Annotated in this window: 19 protein-coding genes; 11 read left to right on the top strand and 8 right to left on the bottom strand. The window is 71.2% G+C overall.

Annotated elements, in window-relative coordinates; all coding sequences use genetic code 11:
- Window positions 1–32: 32 nt before the first annotated feature.
- Together RS82_RS18565 and RS82_RS18560 are read left to right on the top strand one after the other, a co-directional pair.
- Window positions 33–839, top strand: a complete 807-nt coding sequence (locus RS82_RS18565; protein ID WP_052676934.1) for an RND family efflux transporter — start codon at window positions 33–35, stop codon at window positions 837–839.
- 39 nt (window positions 840–878) lie between these two features.
- Window positions 879–1,835 carry a hypothetical protein gene (locus tag RS82_RS18560; RefSeq protein ID WP_052676933.1) on the top strand — a complete coding sequence of 319 codons (957 nt, stop codon included), beginning with the start codon at window positions 879–881 and terminating at the stop codon, window positions 1,833–1,835.
- A gap of 252 nt (window positions 1,836–2,087) precedes the next feature.
- Here the strand turns inward: RS82_RS18560 and RS82_RS18555 are convergent, their stop codons facing one another.
- The 5 genes from RS82_RS18555 to RS82_RS18535 are packed head-to-tail and all read right to left on the bottom strand — an operon-like array spanning window position 2,088 to window position 7,332.
- Complete coding sequence (locus RS82_RS18555; protein ID WP_045302141.1) at window positions 2,088–3,155, bottom strand: 1-acyl-sn-glycerol-3-phosphate acyltransferase; 1,068 nt, start codon at window positions 3,153–3,155, stop codon at window positions 2,088–2,090.
- Window positions 3,155–4,000 carry a patatin-like phospholipase family protein gene (locus RS82_RS18550; RefSeq protein WP_045302138.1) on the bottom strand — a complete coding sequence of 282 codons (846 nt, stop codon included), beginning with the start codon at window positions 3,998–4,000 and terminating at the stop codon, window positions 3,155–3,157. Before RS82_RS18550 ends, RS82_RS18555 begins: the two co-directional genes overlap by 1 nt.
- A 39-nt stretch (window positions 4,001–4,039) precedes the next feature.
- Window positions 4,040–4,927: a glycine betaine ABC transporter substrate-binding protein gene (locus RS82_RS18545; RefSeq protein WP_045302137.1), complete on the bottom strand. Its 888-nt coding sequence runs from the start codon at window positions 4,925–4,927 to the stop codon at window positions 4,040–4,042.
- A gap of 21 nt (window positions 4,928–4,948) precedes the next feature.
- A complete protein-coding gene (locus tag RS82_RS18540; protein WP_245619654.1) occupies window positions 4,949–5,983 on the bottom strand; it encodes an ABC transporter permease in 1,035 nt (344 codons plus the stop codon).
- Window positions 5,980–7,332, bottom strand: coding sequence for a quaternary amine ABC transporter ATP-binding protein (locus RS82_RS18535; protein WP_045302135.1), 1,353 nt, complete (start codon window positions 7,330–7,332; stop codon window positions 5,980–5,982). The genes RS82_RS18540 and RS82_RS18535 overlap by 4 nt, the downstream gene beginning before the upstream one ends.
- A 353-nt stretch (window positions 7,333–7,685) precedes the next feature.
- On the opposite strand from RS82_RS18535, the gene RS82_RS18530 reads away from it, so the two are divergent.
- Genes RS82_RS18530 through RS82_RS18520 form a run of 3 tightly spaced genes read left to right on the top strand, consistent with a single transcriptional unit; the run spans window position 7,686 to window position 9,681 of the window.
- Window positions 7,686–8,078: a GntR family transcriptional regulator gene (locus RS82_RS18530; protein ID WP_045302133.1), complete on the top strand. Its 393-nt coding sequence runs from the start codon at window positions 7,686–7,688 to the stop codon at window positions 8,076–8,078.
- Window positions 8,075–8,989, top strand: coding sequence for an ABC transporter ATP-binding protein (locus RS82_RS18525; protein ID WP_045302131.1), 915 nt, complete (start codon window positions 8,075–8,077; stop codon window positions 8,987–8,989). The genes RS82_RS18530 and RS82_RS18525 overlap by 4 nt, the downstream gene beginning before the upstream one ends.
- Window positions 8,986–9,681, top strand: a complete 696-nt coding sequence (locus tag RS82_RS18520; protein ID WP_045302129.1) for a hypothetical protein — start codon at window positions 8,986–8,988, stop codon at window positions 9,679–9,681. Before RS82_RS18525 ends, RS82_RS18520 begins: the two co-directional genes overlap by 4 nt.
- 62 nt (window positions 9,682–9,743) lie before the next feature.
- Here the strand turns inward: RS82_RS18520 and RS82_RS18515 are convergent, their stop codons facing one another.
- Window positions 9,744–10,037 (bottom strand): chorismate mutase, encoded by a 294-nt coding sequence (locus tag RS82_RS18515; RefSeq protein ID WP_045302127.1) that lies wholly within the window; start codon window positions 10,035–10,037, stop codon window positions 9,744–9,746.
- 135 nt (window positions 10,038–10,172) lie between these two features.
- On the opposite strand from RS82_RS18515, the gene RS82_RS18510 reads away from it, so the two are divergent.
- The 3 genes from RS82_RS18510 to RS82_RS18500 all read left to right on the top strand — a co-directional run bounded on the left by RS82_RS18510 (window position 10,173) and on the right by RS82_RS18500 (window position 14,364).
- The gene (locus RS82_RS18510) at window positions 10,173–11,390 is read left to right on the top strand and encodes an AI-2E family transporter (protein WP_045302126.1); all 1,218 of its coding nucleotides are present in this window, start codon (window positions 10,173–10,175) and stop codon (window positions 11,388–11,390) included.
- Between the two features lie 153 nt (window positions 11,391–11,543).
- Window positions 11,544–13,151, top strand: a complete 1,608-nt coding sequence (locus RS82_RS18505; protein WP_045302294.1) for a response regulator transcription factor — start codon at window positions 11,544–11,546, stop codon at window positions 13,149–13,151.
- Window positions 13,152–13,269: 118 nt separating this feature from the next.
- Complete coding sequence (locus RS82_RS18500; RefSeq protein ID WP_052676931.1) at window positions 13,270–14,364, top strand: flavin-containing monooxygenase; 1,095 nt, start codon at window positions 13,270–13,272, stop codon at window positions 14,362–14,364.
- A gap of 14 nt (window positions 14,365–14,378) precedes the next feature.
- On the opposite strand, the gene RS82_RS18495 is transcribed toward RS82_RS18500, so the two are convergent.
- Both RS82_RS18495 and RS82_RS18490 read right to left on the bottom strand, forming a co-directional pair.
- Complete coding sequence (locus RS82_RS18495) at window positions 14,379–15,578, bottom strand: lactonase family protein (RefSeq protein ID WP_045302124.1); 1,200 nt, start codon at window positions 15,576–15,578, stop codon at window positions 14,379–14,381.
- A gap of 44 nt (window positions 15,579–15,622) precedes the next feature.
- Window positions 15,623–16,909 carry an adenylosuccinate synthase gene (locus tag RS82_RS18490; RefSeq protein WP_045302122.1) on the bottom strand — a complete coding sequence of 429 codons (1,287 nt, stop codon included), beginning with the start codon at window positions 16,907–16,909 and terminating at the stop codon, window positions 15,623–15,625.
- A gap of 164 nt (window positions 16,910–17,073) precedes the next feature.
- Between RS82_RS18490 and RS82_RS18485 the strand changes: the two genes are divergently transcribed.
- The 3 genes from RS82_RS18485 to RS82_RS18475 are packed head-to-tail and all read left to right on the top strand — an operon-like array spanning window position 17,074 to window position 21,538.
- A complete protein-coding gene (locus RS82_RS18485) occupies window positions 17,074–18,300 on the top strand; it encodes an LLM class flavin-dependent oxidoreductase (RefSeq protein WP_245619653.1) in 1,227 nt (408 codons plus the stop codon).
- Window positions 18,297–19,658, top strand: coding sequence for an NtaA/DmoA family FMN-dependent monooxygenase (locus RS82_RS18480; protein ID WP_045302119.1), 1,362 nt, complete (start codon window positions 18,297–18,299; stop codon window positions 19,656–19,658). The genes RS82_RS18485 and RS82_RS18480 overlap by 4 nt, the downstream gene beginning before the upstream one ends.
- Complete coding sequence (locus RS82_RS18475; protein WP_045302116.1) at window positions 19,655–21,538, top strand: FAD/NAD(P)-binding protein; 1,884 nt, start codon at window positions 19,655–19,657, stop codon at window positions 21,536–21,538. The genes RS82_RS18480 and RS82_RS18475 overlap by 4 nt, the downstream gene beginning before the upstream one ends.
- Window positions 21,539–21,604 lie beyond the last annotated feature (66 nt).

Here is a 21,604-nt window from a genome sequence, read left to right as displayed (position 1 = left end):
CAACCGCGCTATATCGCGTTTATCATGGCAGGGTGGAGCCCATCCTCCTCATCGTGTCGAGCTGGTGGTGGATCGGTCCGGCGGCCGTTGGCGCCGGGGCGGCCACCTATGCCGGCATGACGACGCGCAACCGCCGGGCACGACGCCTGGAGCTCGATGCCGCCCGCGCGGAGGAGTCGCAGGCGTACCGGGACCTCGTCGCAGCGAGAGCGCGCCTGCGCACCGCGCAGGCCGACCTGCTGACCGCCAAGTCCCGCTCCTCGGTCCCGCCCGCGCATGCCGCCGATGCGCGGCGCGAGCTGCAGGCCGCGAGGCAGGACGAGAAGACCGCCTCCCTCGCACTGCGCGCGAGCCGCACACGCGTGAAGGCCGGGTACGCGCAGTACCGCGCCGCCTCCTCTCATGACCCGCTGCCGATCGATCGCCTCTACGCGGCGCACGACAGCGTCAACACGCGGTGGCTGGCGTACGAGACCGATGTCGACAAGGCGCTGACGTATCCGCAGATGACGGACCCGCGGCATCCGGCGACCGTCGTGTTCCTGCGCGCTCAGCGTGAGGCCCTCGTGAAGCGCCCGACCCTGCGCGACCGCGTGACGCCGCAGCAGTTCCTCGAGTACCGCGTCGCGGTGCGCCACCTCGAGGCGACCTTCGCCGAGGCGGAGCGGCAGTCGGGCGTTCCCGGAGCGCCGCGTCCGTCGTCGGCCGGAGCGACGGCCGCCGCCGGGCTCACCGCCGCCGCAGCGGTGCTGTCGGAGATCGCCGACCGCCTTCCGGCACTCATCGCACGGATCCCCCCACCCCGAACGAACGAGCCGCCCGCTGGCAGGGTGCCCTGAGCCGACCACGCGGCGGCGACCGGCCGTTAGCATGACAGTGTGCAAGCGTTCTGGGAGTTCGCGGGCAACTTCTGGTGGCTCGTCTTCCCGCTCATGGGTGTCCTCGGCATGGTCGGCAATGCCTGGGAGCGTGGCGCGCGCATGCGCCACAAGCGCCGCCTCGAGGTGATGCACGCGAAGGCCGAGCTCAAAGCCGCCCAAGCCGCGGCGCGCGGCAAGGCGGTGCCGGCGGCATCCCTCCCTCCGATCACCGGGGCGACCGCGACCGTGACGGCTTCGCAGGCCGGGTCGGCCTCCCGCGAGACGCAGGTGACCCAGCTCGAGCGACTGTTCGCGACGCACGACGCGGTCACGGCGCGCTGGCTCGAGTACGAGCTCGACGTCGCGAAGATCATCGCGTTCCCGGCCATGAGCGACGGGCGTCAGCCCCTGACGGCCGCGTTCCTGCGCGCCAAGCGCATCGCAGACGGACTCCGCCCCGCCTCGGCGAAGGCACGCCTGTCGAAGGAGCAGCTCGCCGAGTACCGCAACGCCGTCGCCGACTTCGAGGTCGCCTTCGACGTCGCCGAGCGCGACGCGCGGCGCCTGCGCGACTCGACGTTCACCGACGACGAGCGCAAGCGCCTCGACACCGCCAAGAAGCTCCTCACCGTCGCGATCGACGAGGCCGCGACGCCGGCCGAGCGCCAGCTCGCCTACCGCCGCGTGCGCGAGGAGCTCGACGGACTCATCTCCATCTCGGACGAAGCCATCGAGGTGCTCGAGAAGAAGGTGATGCTCGAGCTCGGGCCCGTCACCTCCGCCACGACGACGGTGACGGATGCTGCGTCCCTGCCGCGCGCGGAGGCTCCGGACTCGCCCGAGCCCGGGCCCGAGCCGCTTTTCCCGCCGAAGCGCCCGAGCACGACCCCGCCTCCGGGTGCGACGTGGCCGGTGCCGTCGCGCACGAACGGCGATTCGCCCGGCCGCGTGACACACCCCAAGCCCCACCGGTGATCCGCCCGCCCACCCGGAGATCTCGAGGAGTTCGTTCCTCGCTCGATCGACAGGTGGCACCGCCGATGGAGAACGGCCCCGTACGCAACGGCCGCGGCCGATGACTCCTGGGGATAAGGACGTCACCCGCGTCCTTATCCCCAGGAGTGGTGCCACCCATCGATGAGCGCGCGAGCAAGAACGACGGAACCCGTCCGTCACGTGCCACGCGAGGATGGGGCGAGACGGCACGCCCGGGACTCCGCGACGGCGTCAGGCGGCGAGCTCGGGGTGGGCGTCGATCCACCCGTCGATGCGGGCGAACCAGTCGAAGAGCCACGCGGCGCGGGCGTCGAGGTCCTCGGGGATCTCCGACCGGGGCACGCGCCACGCGCGCATCGTGATGCCCTTGTCCATCGGCAGCTCGCGCCAGACGTCACGCAGCGTGTGCAGTCGGTCGAGTCCGGTGTGGGCGATGAACACGACGTCGGCGTCGGGTGAGGCATCCAGCGCCGCGTGCATGCCGCCCGGCTGCGGCGCCATCACGTGCGTCATCGCCTCGGCGCGTTCGGCCATGGCCTCACGGCCCGCGTCGCGCAGCCGCTTGATACGCGAGCGCCGCCTCGTCGGGCTGACCTGGCCGCCTTCGGGGAAGATCACGAACGCGTCCCGGGGGCCGAGGTCGGTCGCGAGGTCGCGAAGTGCTGCCTCCACCGAAGCGCCGCCGCCATTGCGCCCGTGACCGAACCCCGACGGCACGATGAACCGCGCGGGGATGCGGTGCAGCAGGATGTCGATCGCCGGATCCCACTGCAGCGTGTACTTGAGCACGATGCGCGGCCGGCGCGCGACCTCGTTGAGCAGCGTGTGGATCAGGATGAACGAGTCGCCCGGGCCGCCGTGCCGGCTCGCCACAACGAGCGGGGTGCCGGGGGCGAGGAGCGCGTCGAACGCGGACCGGCCGGTCGCGGGATCCGCGTCGTCCGCGCCGGTCGTCGTGATCGTCAGCCGCAGCACGCCGCCGAAGATCCAGAACAGGAGCCGCAGCGCCCAGGCGCCGAGGCGATAGTGGGCGGTGACGAAGCCCGGCCGGCGCAGCGCGTACCCGAAGCCCGAGGCGATCCAGAGGGCGAACAGGGCGACAACGAGCATCGCGTCCCACAGCAGGTACACGGTCACGAGCCACAGCACGCGCGGCAGCCGGAACCGCCCCGGCACGAGGGAGGTGAGCGCGAGCGCAGCGAGCAGCCACAGCGGTGTGAGCACCAGCATGACGAGCGCAGCCACGATCACGAGCGGAGCGAGCAGGATGCGGCGCACCCAGGTGGGCAGCATCCGCATCACGAATCCCCCCTCTCGGCACCCAGCCCTCGCTCGGCGAGGAACGCGCGGCTGGCCTCGTAGGCCGCGTCGATGCGCCGGTGGACGGTGTCCATGCGGCGGTAGGACATCAGCGAGTCATCGCCGTCGAGGCCGCCACCGCTCGGGAGCACGTGCAGGGCGACCCCCTCCGGAAGCGTCGCGACGTCGCGGGCGTAGCGGTGGCGGCGGGCGATCTCGAAGGCCACGCGCGCGGTGTCGACGGCCGACTGCGGAGCGACCAGCGGCGTCTCGATGCGGCCGACCTGCAGCACGTAGACCGTCGTCGCACCGACCTCGACCGCCTGCTCGATGGGGATCGAGTTGACGATGCCGCCGTCGATGAAGTGCTCGTCGCCGATGCGTGTGGGCGGGAGCAGTCCCGGCACCGAGGCCGACGCGAGGATCGCCTCGATGAGCGGACCCGACTCGAACACGTGCTCGGCGGCGCGCTCGATGCTCGCAGCAACCACGCGCAGGCGGACGGCGAGGTCCTCGAAGGTCGTGTCGGCGCCGAGGGACCGCTCGAGCAGGTGCCGCAGCGGCGCCGGCGAATTCAGGTGCGTCTTGGTCTTCACCAGGCGCGTGAACTGGGCGAACAGCGAGTCGCCGTAGACGGCGTTCGCCTCGGGCGAGGTCCAGGCGTCGAGCAGGCGTTCGATCACGGCCGGGGTCGGCTCGCTCGCGACCAGGGCGCCGTTGATGGCGCCGATCGACGTGCCGACCACGAGATCCGGGCGGATGCCGGACTCGAGCAGGGCCCGCAGCATCCCGATCTCGACGGCACCGCGCACCCCGCCGCCGCCGAGAACGAAGGCCACCGTCATGCCCACACCCTATTGCGGTGCGGGCATGACGGCCGCCAGTCAGCGGGTGAGGCCGTCGACCCAGTCCTGGTTGTCGGCGACCCACTTCGCCACGACGGGGCCGTAGTCGTCGCCGTCGTACTCGCCGAACATGGCGTCTTCGAGCGAGTACAGCAGCTCGTTGTCCATGCGGAACGCCTCGAGCCAGTCCGAGATCTCGGGGAACTCGTCGGCGAACGACGTCGATGCCACGGTGTGGATGCCCTCGGCGTCGCCGAGCAGCCCGTCGGGGTCTTCGAGGTCCTTCAGCGGGAACGCGTTGTACGCCCAATGCGGCCGCCAGAGGGTGACGGCGACGTCGCGTCCGGCGTCCGTCGCCGCCTGCAGCTCGGTGAGCATCGCGGGCGTGGACGACGTCACGAACTCCATGCCCTCGAGTCCGTAGCCCGGGATCACGTCGTTCTGCGTGACGGTCACGAGCCCCGACCCCGCTTCGATGCCGACCAGCCGGTTGCCGAACACGTCGGCGTTCGCGGCGAGCTCGGTGAGCGAGTCGATGGGCGCGTCCTCATTCACGGCGATCGTGAGCTTGGCCTCGTCGTTCCAGGCTCCGAGGTCGACGAGGTCGTCGCCGTACGTCTCCATGTAGTCCGCGTGCGTGAGCGGCAGCCACGTGTCGAGCGTCAGGTCGTAGTCGCCCTTCGCGATGCCGGTGTACGCGGCCGCGGGATCGGCGTACTCGAGGTCGACGGTGTAGCCCTTCTCCTCGAGGACGGCCTTCCACAGCTCGGACGCCGCGATGCCCTCATCCCAGCCGTTGAACACGGCGATCGTCAGGTGCCCCTTGTCGGAGCCGCCCACGCCCGTCTGCACGAGCGCGCCGTTGACGAGCAGGGCGGCGGTCCCCGCCAGGGCGAGTCCGGCGGCGATGATGCGTCGCTTGGTCATGTCGGTTCTTCTCCTGTCGGGTCAGGCCCGGACGGGCTCGGGTCGCTCTGCGGGAGCATCGGGAATGGTCCCCACGCCCCCTTCAGGCGCCGCTGGCGCGTCGCCCGGAGCCTCCGGGCGCGTGGGCCCAGCTGCAGCCTCGGTCTGCGCGGGCTTCGGGGTCGCGGATGCCGGGGTGGCAGCATCCGTGTCCGCCTTCGTGTCGCCGGCGGCGCGAGGCTTGCGGGCGCGCGGCTGGGAGAAGCCCGACGTGACGCGGTCGAGGATCATCGCCAGGATGACGACCGAGAGGCCCGCTTCGACGCCGAGCCCGATGTCGATGCGACTGAGGCTCTGCACGACCTGGCCGCCGAGGCCGCCGGCGCCGACCATGCCCGCGATGACGACCATCGACAGGCTCAGCATGATGACCTGGTTGACGCCGGCCATGATGCTCGGAAGGGCGAGAGGCAGCTGGATCTGGCGCAGGATGCGCCCGGGCGAGGCGCCGAAGGCGTGTCCGGCCTCGACGATCTCGGGGTCGACGCCGCGGATGCCCAGCTCGGTGAGGCGCACGCCGGGCGCGAGCGCGAACGCGATGGTCGCGACCATGCCGGGCACGGGGCCGACGCCGAAGATGAGCATCGCGGGGATGAGGTAGACGAAGGCGGGCATCGTCTGCAGGAAGTCGAGCACCGGACGCAGCGTCTTCGAGACGCGGTCGCTGCGCGCGGCCCAGATGCCGAGCGGCACGGCGATCGCGATCGCCACGACGGCGGCGAGGATCACGAGCGCGAGGGAGTCCATCGCGTTGGACCACTGGCCGACCGCGACGATCACGAGCAGGCCGAGGGCGCTGCCGACGGCGAGCATGAGGCCCTTCGACCAGTAGGCGAACGCGGCGATCACGAGGATCACGGCCCAGAACGGCGGTGTCGACAGAGAGGCGTCGAGCCAGTCGTAGAGGCCGCGGAAGATCACGGCGACCACGTCGAAGAAGCCGCCGAGCGCGTCGATCACCCAACGGACACCGGTCTCGACGACGTCGCCCAGCGGGAGGCGGATCAGGTCGTTCATCGCAGGGCTCCTTCCGCGGCGGAGTGTTCGTGGGCGTCGACCTCCGCCGGCGCGGCCGCACGGCCGGCCGGCACGGCGCCGGTCTGGTCGACGACTTCGAGGGTCTCGGTCATGACGCTCGCCGGGACGGTGGCGGGCACGTCGATGATGGGGTTCTCACGGGTCACCGGCGGGACGTCTCCGAGGGCGGCGAGCAGGGTCACACGGGGGATCGTGCCGACGAGCCGGCCGGCGTCGTCGATGACGGCGACCGGCACGGGGCTCTCGACCGCGCGCTCGACGACATCGGTGAGCGGATCATCGACGTGCACGGCCGGCCGGCCGTTGCGCACGAGCGAGCGCAGGTCGGTGCGGCCGTCCTTGACGGCGCGGATGACCGCGCGGTCGGTCACCGAGCCGAGGAAACGCCGGTTCTCGATGACCGACACCGAGCCGACCTGGAGGTCGCGCATGACACGGAGCGCGCCGCGGACGCCGGCGCTCACCGGCGTCGTGGCGACCGGCGGAGCCATGACCGAGCCGGCGGTGAGCACTCGCGCACGATCGACGTCCTGCACGAACTGGGCGACGTAGTCGTTGGCCGGGTCGGTGAGGATCTCTTCGGGCGTGCCGTTCTGCACGATGCGGCCGTCGCGCATCACCGCGATGCGGTCGCCGAGGAACATCGCCTCGTTGAGGTCGTGCGTGATGAACACGATGGTGCGGCCGAGCTCGCGCTGCAGCTCGATGAGCTGCTCCTGCATCTCGCGGCGGATGAGCGGGTCGAGGGCCGAGAAGGCTTCGTCCATGAGCAGGATGTCGGTGCCCGACGTGAGCGCCCGGGCAAGGCCCACGCGCTGGCGCATGCCGCCCGAGAGCTCGTCGGGCATCGCGTCGGCGCGATCGCCGAGGCCGACCTTGTCGAGGATCTCGCGCGCCCGCGCGCGGCGCTCGTCGCGTCCGACGCCCTGGATCTCGAGGGCGTACGCGGCGTTGTCGAGCACGGTGAGGTGCGGCAGCAGCGCGAAGTGCTGGAACACCATCGAGATCGAACGCTGACGGATGCCCCGTAGCGCTTTGGCAGAGGCATCGGTGACGCTCTGTCCCTGCACGAAGACGTCGCCGGCGGTCGGCGGCAGCAGCCCGTTGAGCATGCGCAGCACCGTGGACTTGCCGGAGCCCGAGAGCCCCATGATCACGAAGATCTCCCCGGGCTGGACGGTGAAGCTGGCGTCGATCACGGCGGCGGAGCCGGCGTCGGCGACGTCGGCGCGCGTGGCGCCGGCACGGAGCCGCTTGACGGCTTCCCTGGGATTGCGTCCGAAGACCTTGAAAAGGCTCCTCGCCTCGATGGCAGGCGGAACGGTCACTGTGCACCTCGGCAGCTCCGGTGCAGGAGCTGCATCGGTCGCGCCCGGGTGGCGGCCGTTCCTGCAGCGGATGTCGGATCCGCGCCGCGGCCGCCGACCATACGCTCGCCGGTCTGACGCTCGGGCGTCACCGGAGACCGCGGACTGGTCGGGAGGGGCCCGTGGAGAGCCTCAACCACCGTTTCATGGGCCGCGTGGGCTTGCAAATTCGACACCGATCGGCCGTTTCGGTACCTCGCGCACGCGTGATAGCACGGCGGGCGGCACCCGGGGCCGTCGGCGGGCGGGGCTTGACGCCGTCCCGGCTTCCATGGTTACTTAGTCAAGTAACTAACCGACCAAGCGGAGTTGATGTGATCGAAGAAGGCCGGGCGCTGTTCCTCCAGATCGCCGAGAGCGTGGAGGACTCCATCATCGACGGGAGCCTCGCCGAAGAGGCGCAGGCGCCGTCGACGAACGAGCTCGCCGCCTTCTACCGGATCAACCCCGCCACCGCCGCGAAGGGAGTCGCGATGCTGACCGACAAAGGCGTGCTGTACAAGCGGCGCGGCATCGGCATGTTCGTGGCACCGGGTGCGCGCGAACTCCTCATGAACGAACGCCGCACAGCATTCGCCGACCGCTTCGTCGAGCCGCTGCTCGCCGAGGCCCGCAAGCTCGGGCTCGGGCCCGATGATCTGGAACTGCTCATCCGCGACCGCGCCGGAGCGCAGGCCGCGACCACCACGGAAGGGAACGCACGATGACGACCGGGAACCACGTCATCGAGGTGAAGAATCTCACCAAACGCTACCGCGACGTCGTCGCGGTGGACGACGTGAGCTTCACCATCGAGAAGGACACCATCTACGGCCTGCTCGGCCGCAACGGCGCCGGCAAGACGACGGTCATGTCGATCCTCACGGCGCAGAACTTCGCGACCTCGGGCGATGTCCGGGTGTTCGGCATGCACCCGTACGAGAACGCCAAGGTGCTCTCGCGCATGTGCTTCGTGCGCGAGAGCCAGAAGTATCCCGACGACGCGCTGCCGAAGCACGCGTTCGGCGCCGCGAAGCTCTTCTTCCCCAACTGGGACGACGAGCTCGCCGCGCAGCTCATAAACGACTTCCAGCTGCCCCAGAAGACGCGCATCAAGAAGATGTCGCGCGGGCAGCTGTCGGCGGTCGGCGTCATCATCGGCATTGCCTCGCGCGCCGAGATCACGTTCTTCGACGAGCCGTACCTCGGCCTCGACGCCGTCGCGCGACAGATCTTCTACGACCGGCTGCTCGAGGACTACACCGAGCACCCGCGCACGGTGATCCTCTCGAGCCACCTCATCGACGAGGTGTCGAACCTCATCGAGCGCGTGCTCGTCATCGATCACGGACGCATCGTGATGGACGAGGCGACGGACGCCGTGCGCGACCGCGCCGCGAACATCGTGGGCGACGCGAGCGCCGTCGACGCATTCGTCACCGGCCGACAGGTGATCCACCGCGAGAGCCTGGGGAACGTGGCATCCGTCACCGTCCTCGGCGCCCTGTCGCTCGCCGACCGAGAGCGGCTCGCGGCCGCCGGCCTCGACGTCGCGCCGGTCTCGCTGCAGCAGCTGATCGTGCGCACCACCCAGAACGCGGCCGAGTCCGCGGCATCCGAGGAAGGAGCGCTGCGATGAACCGCACCGTCAACGTCGTGCGCATGCAGCTGATCAACAAGCAGACGTTCGTCTGGGTGCCGCTGATCGTGCTCGGCTCCTCGTTCGCGATATCGATCGCGATCTACGCGATCCTGAACTCGTCGGGCCTGACCGGCCCGTTCTACGGCGGCGGCTCGCAGGCGCCGCTGTGGGTGCTGATGTTCGTGGGGATCTCGTCGCTCACGCTGACCTTCCCGTTCTCGCAGGCGATGAGCGTCACCCGCAGGGAGTTCTTCTTCGGCACGATGCTCGCCGCGGCGATGTGCGCGGCACTGCTGGCGGTGGTCTTCGCCGTCGGCGGGCTGATCGAGGAGGCGACGAACGGCTGGGGCATCAACGGGTACTTCTTCGCCCTGGACTGGGTCGTCGAGGACGGCGCGCTCGGCGCTGCCTTCTTCTACTTCGTGATGGCGATGCTCATCTTCATGCTCGGGTTCTGGTCCGCCACCGTCTACAAGCGCTCGGGGGCGCTCGTGCTCACGCTCATCTGGGTCGGCGTAGGCGTACTGCTGCTCGTTGCGATCTGGGCGATCACCCGCTTCGAGGCATGGGGCGAGGTCGTGTCGTCGCTGGTCGGACTGGGCGCCGTCGGCCTCGCCGCATGGGGACTCCTCCTGACGCTCGTGCTGGGCGGGATCTCCTACCTCACGCTCCGGCGCACGGTCCCCTGATCCCCGCCCGCTCGTCGAGCGAGCCTGCGGGTCGGAACGGATGCTGCACGTGAAGCGGGACGTCAGCGGGAGTCGGCCGCCTCGGTGTGGTGGCGGATGACCTCGGCGACCACGAAGTTGAACCACTTCTCGGCGAAGGCCGGGTCGAGATCGGCCTGTTCGGCGAGGCTGCGCAGGCGCGCGGTCTGCTGCTCCTCGCGGGCCGGGTCGGAGGCGGGCATGCCGTGCTCGGCCTTCAGATGGCCGACCTGCTTGGTCGCCTTGAAGCGCTCGGCGAGCAGATACACCAGGGCCGCGTCGATGTTGTCGATGCTGCTGCGCAGCCGGGCCAGCGTCGTCGTGGGGTCTTCGGTCATGGCGCTCCTTCTCGCCCCTCGACGATACCCGAGGGCGGGGGCGCCTCCTCCGGGATGACGCGGGGTCACGCGATCCGCGTGAAGTTTGCCGCGCGTACCTCCTCGCGCGCACTCCCCAGTCCTAGAGTGTGTCCCATGACCGATGCCTCGCCCACCCTCGGCGCCACTGCCGCCGAGGCTGCCGAACCGCTGTCCGTCGACGCTGCGGCGGGCACGGACAGTCAGACCACCGTGCCCGCCTCGGTGGACGACGACCCCGACGCCGCCCCGGTCTTCACGGGTGAGGCGCCGGCGGGCAAGACCTTCTGGGCGAACCTCAACAGCCCGTTCCGATTGGGTCTGGTGCTGACGCTCGGCGCATTGGCGGCGATCGCGCTGGGTCTGGCGTTCTGGAACCTCTCGACGATCATCATCTACGTCGTCTTCGCCCTGTTCGCCGCGCTCGGCCTCGATCCCGTCGTCCGGTGGTTCGGGCGGCACAACGTCTCACGCCCGTGGGCGATCGTCATCGTGTACACCGCGTTCGCACTCGTGCTCGCCGGCATCCTGCTCCTCGTGATGCCGACGCTGATCAAGCAGATCGGCGCGTTCTTCACCGACCTGCCGACGACCATTGCGAACTTCCAGAAGTCCGACTTCTACGGGTGGCTCAGCGACACGTTCGGCTCGCAGGTGGGCCAGATCACCGATCAGGTCGAGAAGTTCCTCACCAACCCCGCGAACATCGCCGCGATCGGCGGCGGCGTCGTGAACTTCGCCGTGAGCGTCGGAACGACCATCTCCGGCCTCATCATCGTGCTGGTGCTGAGCCTGTACTTCCTCGCGGGCCTTCCCAACATGAAGGTCGCCTTCAACCGCTTCGTCGCCGCCCGCAACCGCAAGAAGGCCGCGGCGATGACCGACCAGATCACCGACTCGATCGGCGCCTATCTGATGGGCATGGTGGTGCTGGCGTTCTGCAACTCTGTGGTCGCCTTCCTGCTGCACCTGTTCCTGGGGCTGCCGTTCCCGGCGCTGATGGGCGTGCTCGCGTTCCTCATCACCCTGATCCCGCTCATCGGCTCGGTGCTCTACTGGATCACGGCGACGACGCTCGCCCTCTTCACCGGCTGGGTGCCGGCGCTGATCTTCGCGGTGATCTACCTGATCTACATGCAGCTCGAGGCGTACGTCCTGACCCCGAAGGTGATGAACAAGGCGATCTCCGTGCCGGGCGCCCTGGTCGTGATCGGCGCGATGGTCGGCGGCACGCTGCTCGGGCTCCTCGGCGCTCTGGTGGCGATCCCGGTGACGGCGTCGATCCTCCTCATCATCAAGCAGGTCTTCATCCCCAAGCAGGACGCCAAGATCTGAGTCTTTCCGCAGGCGTCTGCGCCGCACGAGACCCGCGCGCAACCGCACGGGCCCGGCGAGCGTCCGTGCCGTCGTGCGGGCCCGTCGCGATTGCGGGCTCGGCGCGGGGCGGAGGGCTTGTCGGCCACCTGCGGCTGCGCCCATACTGTGCGCATGGCGATCCGGGAGGCCGGCGTCGTGGACTGGACGGGCCGGTTCGACGAGCTCACCGCACGCGAGACCGCGCTGGCCGGCGATGAGCTGGACGAACTCGGGCAGGCGGCCTGGTTCGTCGGACGTGACGACGTGTCGGTGCGGGCGTGGGAGCGGGCGCACCTGCGCTACCTCGACGACGGCGATCTCGCTGCGGCGGTGCGGTGCGTGTTCTGGCTCGGCTTCACGCTGAGCGAGCACGGCGACGAGGTGCGCGCCGGGGCGTGGATGGCCCGGCTCATGGAGCTGTGCGGGCGTGCCGACGCCACGCCCGCGACCGACGCGGCCCGCGCGCTGTGCGTCGCCGTCGGGGTGTTCGCGCGGGGCGAGGCGGCAGCATCCGTCCCGCTCTTCCACACGGCGATCGAGAAAGCGGATGCTGCGGCCGACGCCGACGGCGTGACCCTGGGGACGATGGGCCTCGGCCGCGCGCTCCTTGCGACGGGAAGGATGGCGGAGGCGTTCGCCGAGATCGATCGGGTGATGCTGCTCATCGCCGATGGCCGGGTGAGCGACCGGGCTGCGGGTCCCGCATACTGCGCGGCGATCGCGAGCCTGCTCGGCCGCGGCGACATCGAGCGCGCCCGTGTGTGGACGCGCGAACTCGGCGACTGGTGCGATGCGCAGCGCGGGCTCGAGCCGTTCCGCGGCGAGTGCACCCTGCATCGCGCGGGCGTGCTCCAGCTGGGCGGCGAGTGGCAGGCCGCGGCGAGCGCCGCCGACGAGGTGTGCGCCACCGAGAAACGCAGCGAGACGCTCGCGAACGCGTGGTACCGCGCCGCCGACCTGCACCGGGTCGCCGGCCGATCCGCACCCGCCCGCGACGCGCTGCGCCGTGCCGCCTCCCTCGGCCGCGAGGTGCAGCCCGGGCTGGCCCTGCTGCACCGTGACACCGGAGACCTCGGTGGAGCATGGGCGGGGCTCGAGGCGGCGCGCACGGCGCCGCACGAACCGGCGGTCCGCGCGGAGCTGCTGGCAGCGGCCGTGCGTGTGGCGCTCGACCGTGGACGCGTGGCGGATGCGGCGGCCGCCGCAGACGAGCTGCGGGCATGCGCGGCGGCCTTCGACACCCGCTATCTGAGAGCCCTGTCGTCGCGAGCCGACGGCGAGGTCGCGCTGTCGGAGGGCCGTGCCGCCGAGGCGCTGGCGCTCCTGCGGTCGTCGTGGGGGGCGTGGCGACGGCTGGACGCACCCTACGACGCTGCGCTCACGCGCATCTCGATCGGCGCCGCGATCCGCGAGATCGGTGATACCGAGGGGGCCGAACTCGAGTTCGACGCCGCGCGCGGGGTGCTCGAAGGCCTCGGTGCGATCCCCGACCTCGCACGGCTCGAGCGAGTCGCCGCGGCGCGGGGGGCAGCATCCGATCCCGGACTCAGCCGGCGCGAGCGAGAGGTGCTCGCACTCGTGGCACGAGGCTGGTCGAATCGGCGCATCGCCGAGCACCTGTTCCTCAGCGAGCGCACGGTCGCGCGTCACGTCGGCAGCATCCTCGCGAAGCTCGGCGTGCCGAGCCGCTCGGCGGCGACGGCGTATGCGTTCGAGCACGGCCTCGCCGTTGCCCCCTGACACCCTCGTGGTCGGCTCGGGCTGAGCCGAGGACGGATGCTGCGACCCGCGAGATTGGTCATTTCTGCCGATGCCGGGCCGGCGACTCCACTCCTACCGTGAGGGTCAGGAGGTCATCATGGACACCACAGCACTCGACACCGTTGTCATCGGCGCGGGCGTCGCCGGTCTTCACACCGCACGTCTGCTCGCCGCCCGCGGGGTGGACTTCGAGGTCATCGAAGCCGGCGTCCGCGTGGGCGACACGTGGCGCGAACGCTACCGCTCGCTGCGGCTGTTCACGCCCCGGCGCTGGGCGGAGCTGCCCGGCATGCGCCTCGACATCGGGTTCTTCGAGTATCCGACGGGGACCGGCTTCGGCGACTACCTCGAGCGCTGCGCCGCCGCGATGGGTGCCCGCGTGCGGCTCTCGACCCGGGTGGAGCGGCTCTCGCTCGAGCCCGACGGAAGGTTCCGGCTCGCGCTGTCGACGGGCGACGAGGTCGTCGCGACGCACGTCGTCGTGGCCACCGGGGCGCATCACCGGCCGATCGTCCCGCCGTTCGCCGGAGAGCTCGACCCCTCGATCCATCAGCTGCACTCGCTCGGCTATCGAGGCCCCGAAGACCTCGAGCCGGGATCGGTGCTCGTCGTCGGCGCTGCGAACTCGGGCACCGACATCGCGCTGGAGGCGGCAGCATCCGGTCATGAGACCACGATCTCGGGGCGGCACCCCGGGCAGATCCCGCCCGACATCGACACCCCGATCGGCAACCTGATCGCCGGGCTGTTCCTGCGGCGGCTGCGGGCGACGACGATCGACACCGAGCGTGGGCGGGCCTTCCTTGAGGCCAACCGCGGACACGGCGTGAACCTCGTGCGCAACAAGACCCGCGATCTCGCGAAGGCGGGGATCGCGCAGGTCGCCCGCGTGGCCGGGGTGCGCGACGGGATGCCGCAGCTCGAGTCGGGCGAGACGGTCGACGTCGCGAACGTCGTGTGGTGCACCGGCTCGCTGCCGGACTTCGGCTGGATCGACGTGCCCGGCGTGCTGTCGGAGGACGGATCGGTCGCGCACCGGCGCGGGATGGTCGACGCCGTGCCCGGCCTCGCGTTCGTCGGGCTGCCGTTCCAGTACTCGGTGATGTCGCCCACTCTCGTCGGCATCCGACCCGACGCCGAGTACGTGGTCGAGCACCTGCTCGCCCCGGCGGCAGTGCCGCAGGCGGCCTGACCGCGGGACCTCGGTCAGCGCACGGGGAGCAGGCAGGTCGGCGACGGCGCGTCCGTGCGGTGCCGCACGCGTCCCGGAACGCCCGTGCGCAGGTCGAGCGTGAGCGACGCGACCTCGTTCGACAGCTGCCCGGCGACCAGCAGGATGTCGCGCACCACCGCGTGGTGCCGTGGCCAGTCGACGCCGGCGTCGACGAGGGCGACCGGCTCGACGTACTCGCCGGCGCCCCGCACGCGGAGCGTCGCGACGGTGTTGCTGCCGCGCACGCCGGCGTAGAGGAACTCGCCGTCGCGCGACGCGGCGAGCTCGGCGGCACTGTCGCCCGGGAGCGTGCCGACGCCCAGCGGCGTGCCGCCCACGAGGATCCACGTGCCGTCGGCCGCCGGCGCGAGCACGAACAGCTCGCACGAGTACTCGGTCACGACGTAGAGATGCCCGCTCGGGTGCCACACCATATGCCGCGGCCCGCTGCCCTGCGCAAGCGCGACCTGCTGCACCTGACGCAGCCCGCTCGCGCCGTCACGCCAGAACCGCACGACGTCGTAGCCGAGATCGGTCGTCGCGATGAGCCCGCCCGGCAGGAACGCTGCTTCGTGCGCACGTGAGGGGCGGGAGACGGTCCCCGCGGCGTCCTCTCCGAGGTCGGTCGCAGCGGGCTCTTCGCGGTCGTGGTCGGGGACGAGGTGCGCGTACTCCTCGCCGGCCGCCTGGCGCAGCGCGCGGGCCGCCGCGGCGAGGTCGATGTCGCCGGCCCGCTCCGCCGCGCCGTCGGGTCCGTACGGGTCGGTCGCCGCCGGAGCGATGACCGGCGACGAAGGACGGCCCGCGGCATCCAGGCTCATGCGGACGACGCGTCCGTCGCCCCAGCAGCTCGCGATGAGGAAGCGACCGTCGGGCGACACCGCCACGTGGCACACCGCCTCGCCGGCAGCCACCGGGGCGCCGAGCGGCGTGAACGTCGCCTCCCCGGTCCGGCGGAACGCCTGCACCTGCTGCCGCGCCTCGAGCGCCGCGTACACGACGTCCCCCGGCGCCACCGTCGACGAGCCGGGGTGCGGCGCCAGCCACGACGGCGAGTCGGTCGTCGCGACCTCGCCGGCGAACGCCAGAGCGCCGCCCGCGGAGCCGTCGTCGGCGGCGCCGGCGAGCAGCATCCCGAATCCGGACGCGTCGCCCCCCATGTCGGCGGTGTACCCGCCCAGCCAGAACTTCATGCGCGTCTTTCGGTCGTTGAGCGGGCGAAGCGAGTCGAAACGCGTCAGTCGACGAGGTCGTGTCGCACGATCACGGCGTCGCGAGCCGCGCCCACGCCGATCACCGAGATGCGCGTGCCGCTCATCGCCTCGAGCGCGAGGACATACTCCTGGGCTTCGCGCGGGAGCTCGTCGAAGGTGCGGGCGCCCGAGATGTCCTGCTTCCAGCCGGGGAAGTACTCGAGGATCGGCGTCGCGTGGTGGAAGTCGGACTGGTTCACGGGAACCTCGTCGAACCGCTCACCCTCGACGTCGTACGCGACGCAGACCGGGATCTGGTCGAGGCCGGTGAGGATGTCGAGCTTGGTCAGCACGAGGTCGGTGATGCCGTTGATGCGGGTCGCGTAGCGCGTGATCGGCGCGTCGTACCAGCCGACGCGGCGCGGACGGCCGGTCGTGGTGCCGAACTCGAACCCGCGCGAGCGCAGGAAGTCGCCGTTCTCGTCGAACAGCTCAGTCGGGAACGGCCCCGAGCCGACGCGCGTCGTGTACGCCTTCACGATGCCGACGATGCGGTCGAGGCGGTTGGGCCCGACGCCCGCGCCGGTCGCGGCGCCACCGGCGGTCGCCGACGACGACGTGACGAACGGGTAGGTGCCGTGGTCGACGTCGAGCATCGTCGCCTGGCCGCCCTCGAAGACGACCACGTCGCCCGCGTCGAGGGCGTCGCCCAGAAGGAGCGACGTGTCGGCCACCATCGGGCGCAGACGCTCGGCGTACGACAGCAGGTCGTCGACGATCTCATCCGCGGTGATCGCACGGCGGTTGAAGATCTTCACCAGCAGGTGGTTCTTCTGGTCGAGGGCACCCTCGACCTTCTGACGCAGGATGTTCTCGTCGAAGAGGTCCTGCACGCGGATGCCGACACGGTTGATCTTGTCGGCGTACGCCGGGCCGATGCCGCGACCGGTGGTGCCGATCTGGCGCTTGCCGAGGAAGCGCTCGGTGACCTTGTCGAGCGTGCGGTGGTACTGCGTGATGATGTGCGCGTTCGCGCTCACGCGCAGGCGCGAGGTGTCGAGACCGCGGGCGTGCAGCGCCTCGAGCTCGTAGAAGAGCACCTCGAGGTCGATGACGACGCCGTTGCCGATCACGGCGTTCACGCCGGGAGAAAGGATGCCGGAGGGCAGCAGGTGCAGCGCGTACTTCTCGTCGCCGATCACGACCGTGTGGCCGGCGTTGTTGCCGCCGTTGAACTTGACCACCCAGTCGGTGCGCTCACCCAGGAGATCGGTGGCCTTGCCCTTGCCCTCGTCTCCCCACTGGACTCCGACGATCACGATGCCTGGCATGGGCTACTCCCCCGTTATCGGACGGTTACACCCCATCCTATCCGGATGCTTCGTTACGCCTTCTGGCGCTGCGAGTCCTCCCATGACGACCGGGGTTGGACGCACGCATGACCCCGCGGGAATCGTGAACAGCGGATCGCCTCGTGCGAAGAAGGAGAATTCCCGTGACCGACCAGGTTCACCTCGCCATCGCCCTCGAACGGGCCGGCTGGCACCCCGCCGCGTGGCGCGAAGCCACGGCCCGCCCGCACGAGCTGACGTCGCCGCGCTACTGGCGCGACCTGCTGCGCGCGGCCGACGACGCCGGCATCGCCCTCGCCACGATCGAGGACGCCCTCGCGATCACCGACCGCTTCGAGTCCGTGGAGGGCCTCCGCCGCGATCGCGTGCGCGGCCGCCTCGACGCCGTGCTCATCGCGTCGTACGTCGCGCCGCTGACGCGCCGGATCGGCCTGGTCCCCACCGTCACGACCGCGCATCCCGAGCCGTTCCATGTCGCCACCGGCATCCAGACGCTCGACTTCGCCAGCCGTGGCCGCGCCGGTGTGCGGCTGGTCGCGGGCGCCTCCGCCGCCGAGCGGGCCAACTTCGGCCGCCGCGCGGCCGCCATCGATGCGATCCCCACGTCGGGTCGCGTCGAGGACTCGGCCGAGATCCTCGCCGCCTTCCGCGAGGCCGGCGAGTTCGCCGATGTGCTGTCGCGCCTGTGGGACTCGTGGCAGGACGACGCGATCATCCGGGATGCCGCGACCGGCCGCTTCCTCGACGCCGATCGCGTGCACAACATCGAGTTCGAGGGCGAGTTCTTCTCGATCACCGGCGCTTCGATCGTGCCGCGGTCACCGCAGGGTCGCCCGCTGATCACCGTGCTCGCACACCAGACGGTGCCGTACCGGCTCGCCGCGGAGCACGCCGACCTCGTGTTCGTCACACCCCACGTCGACGGCGGGCGTCCGGGGTTCTCGCTGCCCGGCATCCTTTCAGAGCTGGATGCTGCCGCCGAGGACCTGCGCACCGGTGACGAGCCGCTGCGGGTCTTCGCCGACCTGCTCGTGCTGATCGAAGACACCGAGACCGCGGCCCGCGCCGCCGCGGCGCGACTCGACGAGTGGGACGGCGAGCCGCTCGCCTCCGACGCACGCATCGTGGTCGGCACGCCCGGCGACATCGCCGACGCGGTGCGCGATCTCGCCGCCGCGGGCGTCCACGGTGTGCGCCTGCGGCCCGCACGCCAGCCCGCCGACGTCGTCGCCATCGCCGAGCAGGTCGTGCCGCTGCTGCGCTCGACCGGTACCCTCCGCGCCGATGACGGCGAGGATTCGTTGCGCGCCCGCCTCGACCTCGCACGTCCTGAGAGCCGCTATGCCCGAGAAGAGGAGTTCGCGCTGTGAGCCGCCCCCGTCAGATCCACCTCGCCGCGCACTTCCCCGGCGTCAACAGCACCACCGTATGGACCGACCCCGCGGCCGGCAGCCAGATCGATTTCTCGTCGTTCGAGCACTTCGCCGCGACGGCCGAGCGCGGGTTGTTCGACTACGTCTTCCTCGCTGAGGGCCTCCGCCTTCGCGAGCACAAGGGCCGCATCCACGAACTCGACGTGCTGGGCCGCCCGAACACGCTGTCGATCCTCGCCGCCGTCGCCGCGATCACCGAGCACGTCGGCGTCGTCGGCACGCTCAACACGACGTTCAACGAGCCCTACGAGCTGGCGCGCGAGCTCGCGACCCTCGACCACCTGTCGGGGGGCCGCGCCGGCTGGAATGCGGTCACGAGCTCCGACGCCTTCCACGGCGCGAACTTCCGGCGCGGCGGGTACCTCGACCACGCCGACCGGTACGAGCGCGCCCGCGAGTTCGCTGCACTCGCGAAGGAACTGTGGGACTCGTGGCCCGAGGGCGACGTGCGGGCGGATGCCGCAGCCGGCGTCTTCCTCGACGACGGCGTTCCCGCGCGCGTGCGCCACACGGGCCCGCAGTTCGACGTCGACGCGCTGTTCGACGTGCCCCGCTCTCCGCAGGGGCGCCCCGTGATCGTGCAGGCCGGCGACTCGGCCGACGGGCGCACGTTCGGCGCCGAGCATGCCGAGGTGATCTTCTCCCTGCATACCGGCTTCGATGACGCCCGCTCGTTCTACGACGACGTCAAGGGCCGGCTCGCCGGCTACGGACGCGAGGAGGACTCCCTCAAGATCCTCCCGGCGGCGACCTTCTCCATCGGCGACACCGATGCAGACGCCCACGAGCGCGCCCGCGAGGTCGCGCTGCAGCAGGTGCGGCCCGAGGTCGCCCTCACCTATGTCGAGCAGGTGTGGGGTCGCGACCTGTCCGGCTACGACCCCGACGGTCCGCTTCCCGACGTCGATCCCGACACCGGGAACGAGACGGCGCGCGGCTGGGCGAACCGGCACGCGGCGGTGCGGGCGCGGATCGCGAAGCTGCGGGAGTTGTCGGAGACGGAGGGGCTCAGCATCCGTGAGACCGTCATCCGCCTCACAGCCACCCCGACGTTCGTGGGCACGCCGGAGCGCATCGCCGCCGAGATCGACCGCTACGTGCAGGAGCGCGCGACGGACGGGTTCACCGTCGTCGGGCACCTGACGCCGCACGGGCTCGACGAGTTCGCCGAGCGCGTCGTCCCGCTGCTGCAGGAGCGCGGCTCGTACCGGCGGTCTTACGAGGAGGGCGCCACCCTCCGCGACCTGCTGGGACTGCCCGCCCCGCGCCTGGCGCCGGCGCTCGCGGCACGATGACGGGCCGCGCGCGCCTGCTGTTCGTCGGAGCCGGCCCCCGGGCGATCATGCTCCTCGAACGCGTGCTGGCGCGCGCGGACGGGCACACCCTGCTCGACATCGACCTCGTCGACCCGCATCCCCCCGGCGCCGGCCGCATCTGGCGCCACGCGCAGTCGCCGCTGCTGAAGCTCAACTCGATGACCCGCGACGTCACCGTGTTCACGGACGACAGCTGCACGATCGAGGGGCCGGTGCGTCCCGGCCCCTCGCTCAGCGAGTGGCTGGACCTGTGGCGCGCGGGCGAACTCCCAGACGTCGACCTCGACGAGCTGTCGGAGGCCGAGGCGCGGGCACTCACCCCCGAAGGCTTTCCCACGCGGCGCCTGCACAGCCACTACCTCGACTGGTTCTTCCGCCGCACCGCGGCGAGCGCGCCGGAGGGCGTGAGGATCCGGCTCCATATCGACGAGGTGACGTCGGTGCGGACGTCGTCGTCAGGACAGCACGCCGTTTCGCTCGCGAGCGGTCGAGTGATCGAGACGGATGCTGTCGCCTACTGCCTCGGTCACACCGAGCGCGAGCCCGACCCGGCGTCGGCAGCGGTCACGGCAACCGCGGCGCGAGAAGGACTCGTCTACGTGGGCCCGGCGTTCACCGCGGACGCCGACCTCTCCGCGCTGGCCGCGGGTGCCGACGTGATCGTGCGGGGCATGGGCCTCGCGGCTGTCGACCTCGTCGTGCTCCTCACCCAGGGGCGCGGCGGCCGGTTCGAACGCGATGCCGATGGCGCGCTTCGGTATCTGCCGTCTGGGCAGGAGCCGCGCCTCCACCTCGGTTCGCGCCGCGGCGTGCCGTACCGGTCGAAGGTGACCTCCACGCTGCAGGGCGATCCGCCGCAGCGGGACGTGCTGACGCCGGACGCGATCGCCGCGCTCGTCGACACGGGCCGGCCGATCGACTTCGACCGCGACGTATGGCCCCTGGTCGCCGCCGAGCTGCTGCACGGGCATTACCGCGAGCTCTTCACCGGGCATCCGCAGCGGGTGTCGGCCACGTGGGACGAGTTCCAACCGGTGCTGCACGCCCACGCGCGGGACGACCCCGCGCTCGGCGACGCGATCGCCGCGGTGGTGCCCGATCCGCTCGACCGGTTCGACGTGGCCTCGTTCGACCGGCCGTTCGCGGATGCCGAGTTCGCCGACGCCGACGACGTGCAGCGCCGCGTGCGCGCCCACATCGCCGACGACCTCGACCTGCGCACGACGCAGGAGCGGAGCCCCGCACAGGGCGTGTTCATCGCCGCTCTGCTGTCGTTCATGGCACTGTCGGAGATCCCCAAGGAGCGCTTCACGGCGCGATCCCGCGCCTACACGCTGCCCGTCCGCTGGCACACCTTCTTCAGCTACCTCGCGAGCGGTCCGCCCCCGCACCGGCTGGAGGAGCTGCTCGCGCTGGCCGATGCCGGGGTGGTGCGCTTCCTCGGGCCCGACGTGGAGGTGGTCGTCGCGCCGCGCGGGTTCGCAGCATCCAGTCCCCGTGTGCCGGGCGAGACGGTCGCCGGCGCCCTCGTCGACGCGTGGCTGCCGGCCGCCGACGCGGAACTCAGCACGAACGTCGCGCTGCGCGAGCTCGCGACCGTGCACGGCAGCGTGCTGCACGTGACGGATGCCGAGTACTCGGGCTCGCTCGGACGCGTGCGGGTGACGGACGACGGACGTGTGCTGCTCCCCGACGGCGTGCCGCACGCCACGCTGTTCGCGATCGGCCCGTTCACGTCGCAGACCGAGGCCGGCGCCTTCACGCGCCCCGCGGCGAACTCCCTGTCGCTCCGGCAGACCGACGTCGTCGCCGGCGCGATCTCTGCCCGGCTCGGCGTCGCGGTGCCCGTCGCGCCGTAGCCCGCGTCCCGGCCCCGGCTCCGCCCTCCCGCCGCTGCTCCCCCTCTGTTCCGCAGTCACTTCGGG

Source organism: Microbacterium trichothecenolyticum (assembly GCF_000956465.1).
Taxonomy (GTDB): Bacteria; Actinomycetota; Actinomycetes; order Actinomycetales; family Microbacteriaceae; genus Microbacterium; species Microbacterium trichothecenolyticum.
Note: the sequence above shows the minus strand (reverse complement) of the source record. Positions and strands in the feature narration are given on the sequence as shown.

What these genes read in the sequence shown, in the direction of transcription:
- RS82_RS18515 (WP_045302127.1), bottom strand. Translation starts at nt 10,037, where the DNA reads ATGACCGAAGACCCCACGACGACGCTGGCCCGGCTGCGCAGCAGCATC.
- RS82_RS18525 (WP_045302131.1), top strand. Translation starts at nt 8,075, where the DNA reads ATGACGACCGGGAACCACGTCATCGAGGTGAAGAATCTCACCAAACGC.
- RS82_RS18540 (WP_245619654.1), bottom strand. Translation starts at nt 5,983, where the DNA reads ATGAACGACCTGATCCGCCTCCCGCTGGGCGACGTCGTCGAGACCGGT.
- RS82_RS18545 (WP_045302137.1), bottom strand. Translation starts at nt 4,927, where the DNA reads ATGACCAAGCGACGCATCATCGCCGCCGGACTCGCCCTGGCGGGGACC.
- RS82_RS18495 (WP_045302124.1), bottom strand. Translation starts at nt 15,578, where the DNA reads ATGAAGTTCTGGCTGGGCGGGTACACCGCCGACATGGGGGGCGACGCG.
- RS82_RS18490 (WP_045302122.1), bottom strand. Translation starts at nt 16,909, where the DNA reads ATGCCAGGCATCGTGATCGTCGGAGTCCAGTGGGGAGACGAGGGCAAG.
- RS82_RS18555 (WP_045302141.1), bottom strand. Translation starts at nt 3,155, where the DNA reads ATGCGGATGCTGCCCACCTGGGTGCGCCGCATCCTGCTCGCTCCGCTC.
- RS82_RS18510 (WP_045302126.1), top strand. Translation starts at nt 10,173, where the DNA reads ATGACCGATGCCTCGCCCACCCTCGGCGCCACTGCCGCCGAGGCTGCC.
- RS82_RS18475 (WP_045302116.1), top strand. Translation starts at nt 19,655, where the DNA reads ATGACGGGCCGCGCGCGCCTGCTGTTCGTCGGAGCCGGCCCCCGGGCG.
- RS82_RS18520 (WP_045302129.1), top strand. Translation starts at nt 8,986, where the DNA reads ATGAACCGCACCGTCAACGTCGTGCGCATGCAGCTGATCAACAAGCAG.
- RS82_RS18550 (WP_045302138.1), bottom strand. Translation starts at nt 4,000, where the DNA reads ATGACGGTGGCCTTCGTTCTCGGCGGCGGCGGGGTGCGCGGTGCCGTC.
- RS82_RS18505 (WP_045302294.1), top strand. Translation starts at nt 11,544, where the DNA reads ATGGCGATCCGGGAGGCCGGCGTCGTGGACTGGACGGGCCGGTTCGAC.
- RS82_RS18500 (WP_052676931.1), top strand. Translation starts at nt 13,270, where the DNA reads ATGGACACCACAGCACTCGACACCGTTGTCATCGGCGCGGGCGTCGCC.